The sequence below is a fragment of the Streptomyces violascens genome, assembly GCF_014649955.1.
Lineage (GTDB): Bacteria > Actinomycetota > Actinomycetes > Streptomycetales > Streptomycetaceae > Streptomyces > Streptomyces violascens.
This window is the reverse complement of record NZ_BMUA01000026.1, coordinates 84,773-98,879: the sequence shown is the minus strand read 5'-3', so window position 1 is coordinate 98,879 and position 14,107 is coordinate 84,773. Positions and strand designations below refer to the sequence as shown.

The following is a 14,107-nucleotide window of genomic DNA, read 5'->3' as shown; positions in this document are numbered from 1 at the left end:
AGGGGGTGAGTGTGGTCAGCGGCCTCGCGCATCCGCGAAAGCCAGTACGTGAAGCCGGGTGGTGAAGTGCCAGTGCCGGGCAGCGACTTGGTCCGCGAGGGCCCGGGTGCGTGCGGTGACCGCCTCAGCGGTGGTGCCTTCCGGCATCACCCACACCGGCGCCAGTTGGTGGGCGTCGGCGAGCGCGGCGATCCTGTCGAGGTCGCAGACCGAGGAGGCGACGAACTTGAACACCGCCCGTCCGGAGGCTGCGAATGCCTGCAGCGCCGCTGGCACGATGCTCTTGCCTTCGTCCACACCGAAGCTCTTCAGCTTCGGCGAAACGTTGAACCGCACCCCGTCGACCAGCAGCGCGCGCTCTGGCGCGATCGTGCCGTTCGTCTCGAACTCAATCTGCTTTCCGGCTTCCAGTAGTCCGCGGACGAGTGGTGCCACATTCCGCTGCTGGATCAGCGGTTCACCGCCGGTGATCACCACCAGGCCGACCGGCGACGACGCGGCCCAGGCCAGCAGGTCCGTCACGGGCTGCTTCGTCGACTCCTTGCGAGAATCGAACTGGGCCCAGTCCCACGTGTACTTCGTGTCGCACTGCGCGCAGGTCAGGTTGCACCGGGACAGACGGATGAACAGCGCCGGGCACCCGCAACTAGGGCCCTCCCCCTGGAAGGTGGGTACCTCGACGCCGAAACGTTCCGCGACGATCAACCGGGGATTGGTGTCCCCCCGTGCCAGCCCCAAAGGGACCGGCGTGAATGCGGTGGTCACTGCCCCTCCACGTCGAAGCGCGCCCAGCTGCGCCCGGTCTCGCGGACCAGGACGGCGACCAGACGGCCCGGGATCACCGGTTGGAGGTTCTTGATGAACCAGCCGGCCAAAAACTGGGCCAGGCACTCCGAGGTCGGCTCGACGGGGAGAATCTCGTGCAGGTTGCGGTGATCCAGCTCGTTTTTAAGGAACGTCGCGAACGGGGCGAGCGCGCCGAAGTCGGCGACGAAGCCGGGCTCCTCCAGGGAGGACGAGGCAAGAACAAGCTCGACCTTGTAGCTGTGACCGTGCTGGCGCGCGCACTTGTGGCCGAGCGGCAGGCCGGGAAGTAAGTGACCAGCCTCGAAACCGAACCTCTTACCGATGGTGAAGGTGCCGGGTACGAGCGGAACGGCAGTGAAGTCCATGATCGTCCTTCGGAGTTGGGACAGGGCAACTTCGGCCAGAGACGTACGCGGGTACGGGCCCGGCTTCACGGAGCGCGTCCAGCGGTGGACGCCGCCTCGGTCCGAAACGGATGCGATTCGGCGGGCTGAAGAGGGCCTCGGTGCGCTCCAAGGGGCTCCCTCTCACGATGCACCGGCGACCGCCTAGCCGTCATTGCCGGTCTCCGGTAGGAACATTGCCGAACCCGCGCAATGTCTCGGGTTCGGCGCGGACCAGTACAGCCCGAGCACTTGGCGGAACGGCGAAGGCGAAGGGGCCAGCAGTGAGCGGAGTTTCCCGAAGCCGGCGTGCGGAGATCCAGCGCGAGGCGTCCCGGATACGCGCACAGTGCCAGCGAGACGGGCACGCTCATGAGCGCATCGTCACCACGCTGCGCTCGGCACTGCCGGAGCTCACAGCCATGGAGGCATGGCGTCTGGCCTTGGGGTGGTCGCGGCCCCAGGCGGTCCGCGAGGTGGCCGCCGTCTACCGGGCCGACGGCCTGCGGCCACCAGGACTGACCCCAGCCAGACTGTGCCGGTACGAGCACGGTCAAGAAGACCCCGGCGACGAGCATCGGCTGATGATCTCCCGCGCCTACGGGGCCCGGCCCGATCAGCTCGGCCTCGACACGCGCTGCTTGTGGTGCAGCGCTTGCGCATCCCCGCAACTCCTCCACTACCGTCAGCCTCAGCGTGAAGAGAAGTTCACCGGCCGAAGGGACTCCATGACGACCGCCAGCGGGCTGCCCGCCATCCGCGAATCCGTCCAATGGGCCGTCCTGGACGCCCCCCATGGCTCGCCGGACCTCGTCGCCCTGGCCGAAGCGGCGGTCGAGCACTACGCCCTCAACTACAGCAAGCACCCACCCGCCGTCCTGTTCGACGAAGTCCGGGAGACCCGTGCCCTTTTGTCCACCGCCGTCGCCGACGCTGAACCGGCTGTCGCTCGGAACCTCCGCCGCCAAGTGGGCTGGCTCTCCGCGCTCCTCGGGAATCTGTGCTGGCATCTGGATGACGGAGCCGGCGCCCGGACACACCTCACCCTCGCCTCCACCTTCGGCCAGTCCACCGAGGAACCGGCACTGACCGCCTGGGCGAGCGGAGCCCTGTCCATGGTCGCCATCGCCCGGCAGGACTGGCAACATGCCCGCGAACACGCTGACTACGGACTCCAGCACGCACCAGCGGGCTTGCGCCGTGCCCAGCTCCTCGGCTGGGCCCTCCTCCCCACCTTGGCAGCACTCCGCCAATCCGCAGAGGCAGACAACGTCATCGAAGAGAGCGACGCCATCATGGCGTCCGGCGTCGAGATGCCCGGGCGCTTCGGGTACGACCGCGCCGAGCACCGCCTGCACGTGGCCGAGGCATACCTGACGCTGGAGCGCTGCGACCAGGCCGCCGATGTCGCAAACCAGTCCATCGCCGCGGCACCGCCACAGACCCCAGGCTGGGTGGCTGCCACGCTGGTACTCGCCCTCGTCGAGGCACGCCACGCACCGCAACAGGCGGCCGACCGCGCGCTCGGAGTGCTTGACCTGATCCCGCCCCCGCGGCTGCGAGCGACCGCGCGCCACCGCCTGGCCCGGCTCGGACGCCTGCTCGACAGCTCCACGGCCCCTCCGGCAGCCGAACTCGCCGAGCGGCTCCGCACGCTTCCCGCGCCGATCCGCCCCGACGGAACAGCTGCGTAGCGATCCCGAAGCGACCTGGACCGCGAGGTAGGAAGGCGTCGGCGCGGCCTCGGACCTCAACCGGCGGGGTTGTGGGTGACCGTGGGTGGCTATGGGCGGAGCGGAACTGACCTGGGGCACCGCGCACCTCCTGCGTTTCGTCGTCGTGGATGCTCGCCGGCCCGTGCAGAGACGGGGTTTCAGATGGTGGCTTCGCCGCGCACGAGCCAGAGCCCGGCATGGTGGCCGGCGTACCAGGTCAGCTGGTCCTCGTAGAGGCGCGCCGCGAGGGTGATAGCGGTGCGGCTGACGGCCACTCGCCTCGTACCGGGGAGTCTGGGTCGGCCATCATCCGCAACACCCGGGCATAGCCGCGGCGAAGAAAGGGCTCGTCGGCGCGGGCATCGACCGAGTCGAGGGTGTCGACGATCGTGGCCACGACATCCAGGTGTTTGATCGTTGCGTAGCCACGGGCTGCTGCCAGGTCTGCGTTCGGTGTCTGGTCGGCCACGGTCAACGCGTACGCCACAACACTCGCGGACCCCGCCTGCGAGAGGGCCGCCCGGTTGATCGTCCTGCGACGCGCCTCCAAGGATTTCAATGTCAAAGGCACCTGGGCCCCAGGGCCAGCAGCCTGCCGCGACGGCACGTCGCGGGCTGGTGGTAACGCGAGGTGTAGACGCTGCTCGTAAGGGATCAGAGTGGACGGTTGCATGGTGAAGTCGCTCCCATTGGGGCTGGGTTGGTGGAGACCTGGAGGGGGACTGAGCAGTGGAGGGCTGCTTTCAATGCCTCCCATTCCTGCGCAGTCAGTCGCAGTCGGGTGACACGGCCGCCGCCCTCTGCGGGGTGGCCGGATCCGGTGACCTGCCAGCCGAGGCTGCACAGGTATTCGAGGAGCGGGTCCCTCGTGGGGTCGCTGCCCGCGTGCCGGGACAGAGCTTCAGCGTGCACCCGCCGTGCGCCGATTCGCTCGGCGAAGTCCGCGGCCCACAAAGTGATCAGCCAGCCGACCTTGAGGGTGCGGCCAGGAGCCGTGTGGACAAGGGAGATACCCAGGCTCCGCGTAGCAGCCTCGCCTGTTGCCTGCGTGGTCAACGGCCGATGCAGAAGCAGGCAGCCTGCCAGTTCCTCCTCGTCGTCCCCGGCGTACTCGTACAAGCCCACGGCGTCAGCGGAGGTGTCTCGGAAGGCGGCGGCCACGTGAGGAGGAAGCGGGATTCCGCGGTCGGCCATCCACCGGGCACGGTCCTCGACGAGGGCAGCGGCCGCAGCGAGCTCGGCATCGGTGCGCAGCGGCCGTATCTCATACGGCCAGCGTGGCAAGGGCCATATCCGCTGGGCAGCGCAGGGGTCTGTCTTCACTGGTTCGCTCCGTCAGGCATGGGGGTGACGTCCGCGTGCGGCGGCTGTTCGATGGGAGACCTTCCGGGTGGTGGGAGGAGCCTCCCGCCACCCGGCTGGATGGTGTGTCAGACGCGCGAGTGAACCGTCTCTGCTGATCGATGTCACTGACTTCACGCCGGTGATGGTCAATCTCGAGCCGGGTGCCGCCCGCACTGGCACGGGCGGCATCCGTTGCTACAAGGCGGACTGGAACGCCGACGCGGACGGCGTGTGCCCCGGCGTGGTGATGCGTTCGAGTGTGGGAGAGGGCTGGCCGGCCTTCCGTGCAGCGGCTAGTTCTTTGAGAGGCACGCGCTTGGCCGTAGGCGGTCTCGGGGCGGCGGCGCGGGCGACCGCAGAGACAAAACCGCCCGCGTACTGGTGGGCAATCTCCTGCACGGGGGAAGCACTTGTGAGTGTCAGAGAGTTGGACATGCTGGGCTCCGTACGTTGATGGGTCTGTCGGTTTCCGAACGGGTGGCTAGTGGGAGTCAGGCTGCGGACGGGCCGAGCTGGGCGGGCAGAGACTTGTGCCCGTTGCTGATCAGGGATCCCTGGGGTCGCAACTGGGTGGCAGGGACGGCGAGTTCGAGCCGGGGGAAGCGGGTGAACAGCATGCGTAAGGCGGTGGCCACCTCGAGTCGGGCGAGGGGTGCGCCGAGGCAGAAGTGGACGCCATACCCGAAGGCGAGATGGTCCTTGCTGACGCGGCTGATGTCGAAGACATCGGCGCTCTCGCCGTGCCAGTCCGGGTGGCGATTCGCCGCCGCGTACGAGGCGAGGATCGCCTCGCCCGCTGCGATGGTCTGGCCGTCGGGCAGTTGGATGTCCTTGACTGCGTAGCGGAGAGGGAGGTGTTTGACGGCCGGCTCCAGGCGCAGGGATTCCTCGACGACGTCGTTCCACCTGGCGGCGCCGGCTTGGACGCGGTGGAGTTGCTCGGGGTGGGTCAGCAGCAGGCTGATGGCCTGGTCGATCACGTTGACAGTGGTCTCGTAGCCGGCAGTGATCATCAGCAGGAGTGTGTCGCGGAGTTCGGCGTCCGACAGGCCGTGTCCGTCGCCTTCCTCGTCACGGGCTGCGATGAGCAGGGAGGTCATGTCGTCGCCGGGCGCGGAGCGCTTGGCGACGATGAGCCGTTTGAGGGCGGCGTAGAGCTTCTTGGTGTTGGCCTGCTGCTGTTTGGTGGACAGTGTGGTGTCGAAGATGCCGTCCGCGAGAGTGCGGAAGACGGTTCGCTGGTCGGCTGGGACTCCCATGAGGTGGCCGATGACGGCGATGGGCAGCGGGTACGCGAGGTGTTCGCGCAGATCGACGGTCTCGTCGGCGCGGAAGGTGGCGAGGTGGTCGAGGATGTCTGTCACGATCGCTTCGACGACGCAGGTGAGGTCGGCGATGCGGCGGGCGGCGAACGCGGGGGCGATGATCCGCCGCAGCCGCCGGTGGTCGGAGCCGTATGCGGTGAACATGTTGTTCACCCCCACCCACAGGTTCAGGGGCCAGGTCTGTATGACCTCCTGGAAGTCGGGCCAGTGGGCTCGGCCGTCCTTGGAGACGTCGGGGCTGGTCAGCAGTGTCTTGAGCAGGGCGGGGTCGGTGATGGACCAGGCCGTCACGCCGAGTATGTCGACGAGGACCGCGGGCCCGCTGGCGCGTAGCGTCTCGTGTTCGCCGTGGTGGTCGGCGCCGGTGAGGTCGAGCACGATCGGGGTAGTGGGCTGGTGTTCCACAGGGGGCTCCTTCAGGCGGCGGGGAAGCGGACCGGGAGGCGGGTCAGGGCGCGGTGGAACGGGCCCGGGCGCCAGGTGAGTTCACTGATGGGGCAGGCGAGGTCCATGTCTGGCAGGGCGTCGAGGAGGTGGGTGAGGGCGGTCTCGGCGATGAGATAGGCGTGCGGGCGGGCGGGGCAGGCATGCGGGCCGGCGCTCCAGGACAAGTGGGCCCGGTCTCCCGAGCCGCCGGTGGGGCTGTCCACGGCGGGGTCGTTGTTGCAGGCGGCCATGGAGATCACGACCGGTTCGTTGGCGGGCAGCCGGACCCCGTCGAGGGTGACGGGGTTCGGCGGGTAGCTCATGGCGTAGTTCGCCAGGGGCGGGTCTCGGTACAGGACCTGGTCCAGCGCCTCGCGTACCGATGCCCAGCCTGCGTGCACAGTCGCGGAGAACCCCTCATCGGTGAGGATTTTGAGGAGCGCGTTGGTGATCAGGTTGACGAGCGGTTCGATCGCGGCGCCGTACAGCGTGACGAGCTGGTGTGCCATCTCGGTGTCGTCGAGCCGGGTGGAGTGGGCCAGCAGGCGTGAGGTGATGTCGTCGCCGGGCCGGCGACGGCGCAGGGCGACCAGGTCGGAGACCGCCTCGGACAGGACGACGTTGCCGGCCTCGGCGTTCACACCGTCGAAGATCGCGCCCATGCCGTCAGCGATGCGCCGCCCGACGTCGTCCGGGCAGCCCAGCAGCGTGCCGAGGACCTGGGAGACGATCGGTGAGGCGAACTGGGACAGGAGGTCAGCGCGGCCCGCGGAGCGGAATTCGGCGATCGTGCTGGAGGCGACCTGTCCGACCAGGTCGTAAAGCCGGTGCTGGTCGACACGGTTGAGGGCGGCGCTGTTCGCCGACCGGTAGCGGTCGTGCGCGGCGCCGGCCGAGCGCAGCGCGTTGGGCCGCCACTCCATCATCGGCCGCACAGGGCAGGTGGCCGGGACCTTCTGCTCCCACCTGCGCGGGTCGGCGGGAAAGCGGGCCGGGTCGGTGAGGATGCGGCGGGCCTGGTCGTAGCCGATGACCAGGGTCGCAGGCAGGCCAGGGGCCAGGTCGACGGGGACGAACGGGCCGTGCTCTGCACGCATCCGGGCGTAGGCGGAGTGCGGGTCGTCGGCGAACTCCGCCTCGTACAGCGCGATGCGGGGTGGTGTTGTCGTGCCGGGGGCAGCGTTCACGGGCGGATCTCCAGGGAGCGGAGGTGGCGGGCGGTCAGGTATTCGACGAGTTCGATCAATGCCAGGTAGCTGGATCGCCTCTCGCGTGCGTCGCAGCCGGTCAGCGGGGTGCTGGGATCCAACGAGAGGGCTTGGCGGATCTCGTGGGGCGGATGGACGGGGGCTCCGTCAAAGTGGTTGATCGCCACGGCGTAGGGGATGTTGTGGTTCTCCAGGAGGCCCAGGTGCTCGTGGGAGGCGTCCAGGTCGCGGGTGTCGGCCAGGACCAGGGCGCCGAGTGCGCCTGCGGTGAGGCTCTGCCACAGCGGACGGAACCGGTCCTGCCCCGGGGTACCGAAGAGGTAGAGGACCAGCGCGTCGTTGATGTGGATGCGGCCGAAGTCGACGCCGACGGTCGTGGTCGACTTGTCCGGGGCGCCGGTGAGGTCGTCCACGCCGACACTCGCCGTGGTGATCGGCTCGTCCATGCGCAGCGGCGGCACCTCGGAGACCGCGCTGACGAAGGTGGTCTTTCCGACCCCGAAACCGCCCGCCACGACGATTTTCGCGGAGCGGACCGCGCTGGTGGGGTGGCATTCAGACCTTGGCCTGTAGGCCACGGAGTACCTCCCTCAGGATGTCGATGTCGGGCTGATTTTCGCGAGCATTGACGGGGCTGCCCAGATGGCCGCTGTCCATCAGGTCGCAGACGAGGATGAGGACCGTGGACGGGGGCAGCTTCAGGCCGGCCGCGATGTCGGCCACCGCCAGGCCGCCCCGGACGCTGCGGGCCAGGGCCAGCACCCGGCGGTGATCTGGTCCGGGCAGCTGGGCCGAGCCGGTCGCGGCGAGCACCAGGGACTCCAGGCGAATGTCTGCCCGCGTGGGCCGGGTGCGCCCGTTGGTGCGGACGAAGGGCCTGACCATGTCCGGGTCCCGCCGCGGCCCGGTCACCTGAGGGGGGCTTCCGGGGACGGCCGGCGCGCTTCGGCCTTCATCTCATGGCCGACCCTCTCGACCAGCTGGTTCATCTGGTGACTGATCGTGTCGATGTCGGCGTCCACGCCGGAGGTCTGCACTAGCAGCACCGTGTTCTCTCCGGCCTGCGTGATCAGGACGAAGTGGCTGGTCAGCTCCACGAGGAGCTGGCAGACATCACCGCCGTCGAACTCGTTGCTGTAGGCGTGCCCGGCACCGCGCAAGGTGCTGCCGAGCGCGGCGAGCTTCTCGGCCTGCTCCTGTTCGAGCGACGTGGTGCGGGAGGACAGCAGGCCGTCGCCGCTGAACAGCACCGCGCACTTGACGCCGTTGACGCTGCCGAGTTCGCCATCGAGCAGCCATCCGAGGCTGTTGGCGTGCGTGTCGCTGAACATCATGAGCTTCCTTCGGTGGAGGTGGTCGACTGGCGCGAGCGGCGGGTGCCGGCTGCCCAGGCGGCGGCCGCCATGAGGTTGCCGGGCCGGGCCGGTGCGGGGCCCGCGGCCCGCTGCGGAGCGGTGGCGGTGGGACGCTGTCGCACGGTCAGGCCACTGGGCGTGGTTGCGGGTTCTGATGCGGCGGGTGCGCGTTCCGCCGGCGCCGCCGGGGCCTGGGTGAGTGTGGTCAACAGGGCGTTGGGCAGCCAGAGTTCGGCTCGGGTGCCGTGGTAGACGTTCGGAGATTCGAGTTCGACACTGAAGCCGTAGTTGCGGGAATGGATTGCAGCTACGGCGAACCCGGTGCGGGGATGCGCTCCGAGCTGGGTGACGGCTTGGAGTTGCCCGCCGGCCAGGAGCCGGCGTGCGTCGTGGAGGGTCTCGGAGTTGATCCCCAGTCCGCGGTCGTCGATCTGCACGGTGGTGCCGTGATGGCCGGACAGTACGCGGACGCGCACTTCGGAGGGGGCCGGCGAGTTCCGCAGTGCGTTGTCGAGGAGTACGGCGAGCGTGTGGACGGCCGGTCCCACCGCCCGGTTGACCACGGCGGGCGGGTCGGACTCCTCGACGGTGATCCGTTCGAATCCGTTGAGGTGGCCCATGGCCGCGCGGATCACGTCGGTCAGGGAGGTTTCTGGCCAGCGCCGGGGCAGTTTCCCCCCGCCGAGGATCACGTAGTTCTGCGCGGCCAGGAGCAGTTGCTGGACGAGGCGGTCGATGGTGACGAGCGTCGCGTACGCGTCGTCGTCGGCATGCCGGCGCATGCCCTCGCTGATCTGCTGGCTGACCCGGGCGGCGCTGCCCACCAGGGACGTGGCGAAGGCCCGCACCGCCGCCTGCGCGGCCTGATCGGCTGTGCTGCGGGCTTCGGCGGCCTTGACATCGGCAGCCTCCTGGATCTCGGACACCGCCTGACGGGTGGCTATCTGCCCGTCGTACTGCACCTGCCGAAGTGCCTGGTCCACAGAGGCGACGACGGCCTGCACCTTGTCCGCCACCGGGATTCCTGCCAGCTCGAGCGGCGGGGTGAATCCGACACCGTGGCCGCCGCCGGGATACACCGCTGCCGCCCGCAGCGCAGGGATGACATGGCCCGCCACCTCGCCCAGGGACACCTCCGTGGCCCGCAGCTGCCGGGCAAGGAGCTCGGCGCTGTCCCGCGCCTTCCCCAGTCGCACACTCAGGTGCCACGCGGTGACTCCGCCTGCCAGGGCCAGCATCGTCGGTACCGTGACCGCTGCGGCTTCAATAAAGGTGCTCATCAATTCCTCACGGACATCGGGTCAGTTGGGGCGGCCGGAGTCGGCGGCCGCAAGGGGGCGAGTAGGGGCAGTACCGCGTGCAGCAGCAGGGGTGAGGTGAACAGGCGGCCTTCGCTGTTGCCGAGCCGGGCCCAGTGCCGTTCCTCGGCCGGACCCGCGCTCAGCGGGGGCACGGATAGGACGCCGGTATCGCGGTGTTCCACCGGCCAGGGCCAGTGCAGGCCCTGGCCAGAGCCGGGCGGCAGGATGAGCACCCACCGGCCGCCGGTGCCAATCGCGGCGCCCACCGGGTGCGGACGGATGTGGCCCAGCAGGTCCAGGGCCTGGCGGGCGGACTGCTCGGGCAGGGCCGCGGTCTCGAAATCGGCGCCGACCCTCACAGCGACCGGAGGGCCGGGCGGGATGTCGAAGCGCGGCAGACCGAGCCACAACGTCGACCCGTCGCGGCCCACCAGAGCCGCGGCCTGCATGTCTCCGACGAGCGCGTGGTCCTCGATACGCGGCAAATCCATGATGTCCGATCTGTGGTGCGAAGGCCCGCAGAAGCGGGGCATACAGGGGGACAGGTCCGATGTGTCAGGGCGTGGCTGTCACGCCACACGGCTGCCTCACTGGCGGGGCAGCGACGCTGCGGTGATCACGACGGCCATCGCGAGGACGAACACCACTCCGCGGACGGCGTTGCGGCTGGGCCGCCACCGCCTCCACCACACCCCATCCCGGGGCCATCCCGCCGTGGGCACTGTCCGGGGCGCCGCCGTGTCCCGCACGGTGGCCACGAGTTCTTGGGTCACCTCGGCCAGCATGACGAGATGCACTCGGCTGGGCATGTAGCCCGTGGGAGTACCCGCCGAACTGAGCTGCTGCGCATGGTTCAGCGTGGGCTCTCCGGGCGGAACGAGGACGCCCAGCTGGTGGATGTGGCCGCGAAGGCGCCGCGTGAGGTCCTCGACGTCGGCGGGGCCTTCGGGCAGCGGCGAGTTCGCGTCCAGCACGAGCGCCACCGTCTCCGCCGCTGCCGTGGCGTGATCCCGTTCCGGGGCGGGCCCCATACATGCGCTCTCCTTCCTCCTCGGAGTGACACGGTGAGAGACGTCCGGGCGGTCGCCCAGCGAACGGTGCACGGCACAACTCCAGTTGAATCAAGTCAAGTTGGTTGATCTGAGGCGGTGTCAGGCACGCGAACGGCCCGGCGGAAGCGCTACGTTGAGGCAACCGTGAATCGGCGCCCGACGACATCCCCGCACGAGCGCCGATGCCGCTAAAGGTGCTAAAGATCAACTCCGGTCCAGGGGGCAGGCCATGGCCTACACGCGCAACGAGGCGCTTGCTGCACTGCTGAGTGAAGCTGGCTGGCAGCAAGGCCAAGCCGCCGCTGCCTTCGTGAGAGTCGCCGCGGAGTGCGGAGCGACGGAACTGCTCGCCGTCACGCGGTCCCACATGTCCCAGTGGGTGAGGGGAGTGCGCCCCAGCGGGCAGACGCCCCATATCCTCTGCGAGACGCTGTCGCGCAGGCTTGGACGCCGGCTTACCCTGACCGACATCGGTCTGGACTCCACCGTCGCAGACCAGGCCGGCCCCAGTCCTGACTGGCGCGTCGATTCCCTGACCGTGCTGGCCGAGATCGGAAGCGACGACCTGGATATGCACCGACGCAAGCTCCTCGCGACCGCCGCTTACTCGGCTGCCGGTCTTGCCCTGCCCACCGACGCGTGGTGGGCAGCTGCTCCTGCCGCGGCGGCGCAACGCCCGGCCGTCTCCCCCCGGCTGGTAGCTCAGAGCGACATCGACGACGTCCGTAATCTGACCACCTTCTACTCCGCGCGGGACCAGCAGCGCGGTGGAGCCTCCGGGCGAACAGCCCTCGCCGGGCACCTTCGTGACGAGGCCATACCGCTCCTCGGCAGCACCTTCGCCACGGAGCAGATTGGTCGCGATACCTACTCGGCCGTGGCAGAGATGACGTACCTCGCCGGATGGATGGCCTTCGACGCCTCCCACCACCGCACCGCCCAGCGCTACCTCACCGCGGCCGCCCGGCTCGCAGCGGAAGCAGGTGACGGCCCGCTCAGCGGGCACATTCTGCGCGCTCTCGCCCACCAAGCGGTCGACCTCGGGCACCCTCACCGAGCGCTCGCCCTGGCCGACGCTTCCATGTCCCACGACCGCTATGGCCAGGCCAGCCAACGCGAGCGGGCACTGCTCGCGATCGTCCACGCCCGAGCCCTCGCAGCCAGCGGCGATCGTGCAGGCACCCTCGCGGCCATCAGCCGCGCGGAGCGCGACCTCTCCCGCGCCGACCGGGACGACGCCCCCAGCCGTGTCGGCTTCTTCCAGGACGCCTCCCTGGCCCATGAAACAGCCTGCGCCCTGCGTGACATGGGGCAGCCGAGGGACGCTGAAACCCACTTCAAGCGCAGCGTCGCCACACGCCGCCGCCAGCTCTACACGCGCACCCACAGTGTGACCCTGGGCTACCTCGGAGCCGTTCAAGTCCGTCAGGGACGGCTCGACGAGGCCTGCCACACCTGGAGCCAGGCCCTCGACACCATGGCCGGCGTCCACTCCGGACGCGCCCGCGACGTCATCGTCCGCATGCGGCGCGACCTGTCCCCAGTACGCCAGCGCGGCGGCCGGCATGTCACCGAACTCGACCAGCGCGCCAGCGAGATGCTCCGCACCATAGGCTGACGGGGCAACGACGGCCCAGGGCACCTGGGCGATGCAGGACAGGGGAGGCGCGCAGTGCCGGCATTCGAAATTCCGCAGATCGCCACGGTGGTCGGCGGCCACACCACCGTCCACGACGACTACCAGGGCGGCGTAGAAGCGATCATCCGCCTGGACCCCGAGTACCCAGTGGAGACCCTCCAGGGCCTTGATGCCTTCTCGCACGTAGAGGTCGTGTGGAAGATGACGCGCGCCAGGCCGGAGGATATTGAGCTCCACGCCCGCAGTCCCCGGAACAATCCCAACTGGCCGGCAACGGGAACGTTCGCCCACCGCAACCACCGCCGCCCGGACCAAATCGGCATCTCTCGTCCGAGGCTGCTGTGCGTGGACGGACGCGACATTCACGTCACGGACCTCGATGCCGTGGACGGCACACCCGTGCTGGCGCTCCTTCCGTGGTTCGAGGAGATGGGCCCCCGAGGCCCTGTCGATGAGCCCGCATGGGTCAAGGAAATGCTGCCCAACTACTGGGCCGATTCCAGCGCACGTCCCTGACCTGAGACCGGCACGGTCCGTGCCGAGAGTGATATCAGCGAGGTGCATCAGATTCATTCCTGTGGAAGGTGAGGGTGCGTCGAGCCAGACGCACGGGCCGTGGCTATCGGGCCGGGCGCCATACGAGGAGATCGGCACAGTCGTCCCTGTGGGGGGCCCAGGGACGCGTGCGCTGTCGTACCTGCCAGCCGGCCGTGCTGAGGGTGTCGGTGATCTGGGCGAGCCGGGCGGTCCAGTGCTCGGCCGCACCGGACGGGAGAGCCCCGTCGGCGGTGCGGCCGAATTCGGGGGCGGGCCGCCAGATCAGGTGGGCGCACAGTTCCGCGCCGACGGGCCAGACCAACTGAGTGACGTCCCGAACCAGACAGACTCCTGTCCCGGCGGGCACGTGCGGGGCGCGGTAGCGCGGGCGGGCGAATTCCTGGACGCCGTCGAGGGCTTCCTGAACGGCGTCCTGCGGTGACTTGTCCGGGTACCAGGCCTTGCGGCGGAAGTTCGGCGGGCACGGCTCGATGCCCGCCCAAGCGTCCGGGGGCTGGCGTTGTGGGCTGAGTCCGTTCGGTATCCGGTAGACCAGCAGTTTATTGCTGGAGTGATGGTGGGGGGTGCGGCGTGGGCCGCGCTCTTCGGCCACGAAGCCCGTCGATTCGATGGCGGTGATGACGGCATCCGTGCGCTCGCGCCATGGGTCCTCGGTGTCCTGGGGCACGGTGCCGGCGAGGTAGCGGCGTTGGAACCGACGGTCCGGGAACCATGTGACGGCGACGCACAGGTCGGCCTGGTCAGGCCAGAAGGCGTCCTCGAGGGCCTCGGCGCGGCACCAGCCGAGCCCGTCGACCCGGATCGAGTGTCCCAGGCCGTTCGCCATGAGCCAGATGTCGCCGATCCCCAGCCGGCGCAGGTGCCAGTTGACCAGATCCGGCCCGCTGCGCGCCGAATTCGCCGGGTCATAGGCAGGCGGCACAGATGCGGCCTGCAGAAGGGCCCGCTCAAGCAGTTGCTCGATGGGCGTGTTCGCGATGCTCACGTGGGATTT

14 protein-coding genes are annotated in these 14,107 nt (G+C 69.3%); 3 read left to right on the top strand and 11 right to left on the bottom strand.

What is annotated here, in order from left to right; all coding sequences use genetic code 11:
• Nucleotides 1-15: 15 nt before the first annotated feature.
• Both IE206_RS33980 and IE206_RS33975 read right to left on the bottom strand, forming a co-directional pair.
• Nucleotides 16-765, bottom strand: coding sequence for a 7-carboxy-7-deazaguanine synthase QueE (locus tag IE206_RS33980; RefSeq protein ID WP_229853274.1), 750 nt, complete (start codon nt 763-765; stop codon nt 16-18).
• Nucleotides 762-1,172 carry a 6-pyruvoyl trahydropterin synthase family protein gene (locus IE206_RS33975; RefSeq protein WP_189969091.1) on the bottom strand — a complete coding sequence of 137 codons (411 nt, stop codon included), beginning with the start codon at nt 1,170-1,172 and terminating at the stop codon, nt 762-764. The genes IE206_RS33980 and IE206_RS33975 overlap by 4 nt, the downstream gene beginning before the upstream one ends.
• A gap of 302 nt (nt 1,173-1,474) precedes the next feature.
• On the opposite strand from IE206_RS33975, the gene IE206_RS33970 reads away from it, so the two are divergent.
• Nucleotides 1,475-2,884: a Twin-arginine translocation pathway signal gene (locus IE206_RS33970; protein WP_229853273.1), complete on the top strand. Its 1,410-nt coding sequence runs from the start codon at nt 1,475-1,477 to the stop codon at nt 2,882-2,884.
• Nucleotides 2,885-4,740: 1,856 nt separating this feature from the next.
• On the opposite strand, the gene IE206_RS33965 is transcribed toward IE206_RS33970, so the two are convergent.
• The 8 genes from IE206_RS33965 to IE206_RS33930 all read right to left on the bottom strand — a co-directional run bounded on the left by IE206_RS33965 (nt 4,741) and on the right by IE206_RS33930 (nt 10,895).
• Complete coding sequence (locus tag IE206_RS33965) at nt 4,741-5,979, bottom strand: cytochrome P450 family protein (RefSeq protein WP_189969089.1); 1,239 nt, start codon at nt 5,977-5,979, stop codon at nt 4,741-4,743.
• 11 nt (nt 5,980-5,990) lie between these two features.
• A complete protein-coding gene (locus IE206_RS33960) occupies nt 5,991-7,187 on the bottom strand; it encodes a cytochrome P450 (protein WP_189969087.1) in 1,197 nt (398 codons plus the stop codon).
• Nucleotides 7,184-7,786, bottom strand: coding sequence for a GTP-binding protein (locus IE206_RS33955; protein WP_189969085.1), 603 nt, complete (start codon nt 7,784-7,786; stop codon nt 7,184-7,186). Before IE206_RS33955 ends, IE206_RS33960 begins: the two co-directional genes overlap by 4 nt.
• Nucleotides 7,764-8,093 (bottom strand): DUF742 domain-containing protein, encoded by a 330-nt coding sequence (locus IE206_RS33950; protein WP_189969083.1) that lies wholly within the window; start codon nt 8,091-8,093, stop codon nt 7,764-7,766. The genes IE206_RS33955 and IE206_RS33950 overlap by 23 nt, the downstream gene beginning before the upstream one ends.
• Before the next feature lie 23 nt (nt 8,094-8,116).
• Nucleotides 8,117-8,539: a roadblock/LC7 domain-containing protein gene (locus tag IE206_RS33945; RefSeq protein ID WP_229853272.1), complete on the bottom strand. Its 423-nt coding sequence runs from the start codon at nt 8,537-8,539 to the stop codon at nt 8,117-8,119.
• Nucleotides 8,539-9,843 (bottom strand): ATP-binding protein, encoded by a 1,305-nt coding sequence (locus IE206_RS33940; RefSeq protein ID WP_189969079.1) that lies wholly within the window; start codon nt 9,841-9,843, stop codon nt 8,539-8,541. The genes IE206_RS33945 and IE206_RS33940 overlap by 1 nt, the downstream gene beginning before the upstream one ends.
• Entirely contained in the window at nt 9,843-10,355 is a 513-nt protein-coding gene (locus IE206_RS33935; protein WP_189969134.1) for a hypothetical protein, read from the bottom strand. The genes IE206_RS33940 and IE206_RS33935 overlap by 1 nt, the downstream gene beginning before the upstream one ends.
• Before the next feature lie 96 nt (nt 10,356-10,451).
• Nucleotides 10,452-10,895 carry a DUF6415 family natural product biosynthesis protein gene (locus IE206_RS33930; RefSeq protein WP_189969077.1) on the bottom strand — a complete coding sequence of 148 codons (444 nt, stop codon included), beginning with the start codon at nt 10,893-10,895 and terminating at the stop codon, nt 10,452-10,454.
• Nucleotides 10,896-11,145: 250 nt separating this feature from the next.
• On the opposite strand from IE206_RS33930, the gene IE206_RS33925 reads away from it, so the two are divergent.
• Both IE206_RS33925 and IE206_RS33920 read left to right on the top strand, forming a co-directional pair.
• Nucleotides 11,146-12,534 carry an NsdA family TPR-like regulatory protein gene (locus IE206_RS33925; RefSeq protein WP_189969075.1) on the top strand — a complete coding sequence of 463 codons (1,389 nt, stop codon included), beginning with the start codon at nt 11,146-11,148 and terminating at the stop codon, nt 12,532-12,534.
• Between the two features lie 54 nt (nt 12,535-12,588).
• A complete protein-coding gene (locus IE206_RS33920; RefSeq protein WP_189969073.1) occupies nt 12,589-13,071 on the top strand; it encodes a TrmO family methyltransferase domain-containing protein in 483 nt (160 codons plus the stop codon).
• A 103-nt stretch (nt 13,072-13,174) separates the two neighbouring features.
• Here the strand turns inward: IE206_RS33920 and IE206_RS33915 are convergent, their stop codons facing one another.
• Nucleotides 13,175-14,098 (bottom strand): hypothetical protein, encoded by a 924-nt coding sequence (locus tag IE206_RS33915; protein ID WP_189969071.1) that lies wholly within the window; start codon nt 14,096-14,098, stop codon nt 13,175-13,177.
• Nucleotides 14,099-14,107: the final 9 nt, after the last annotated feature.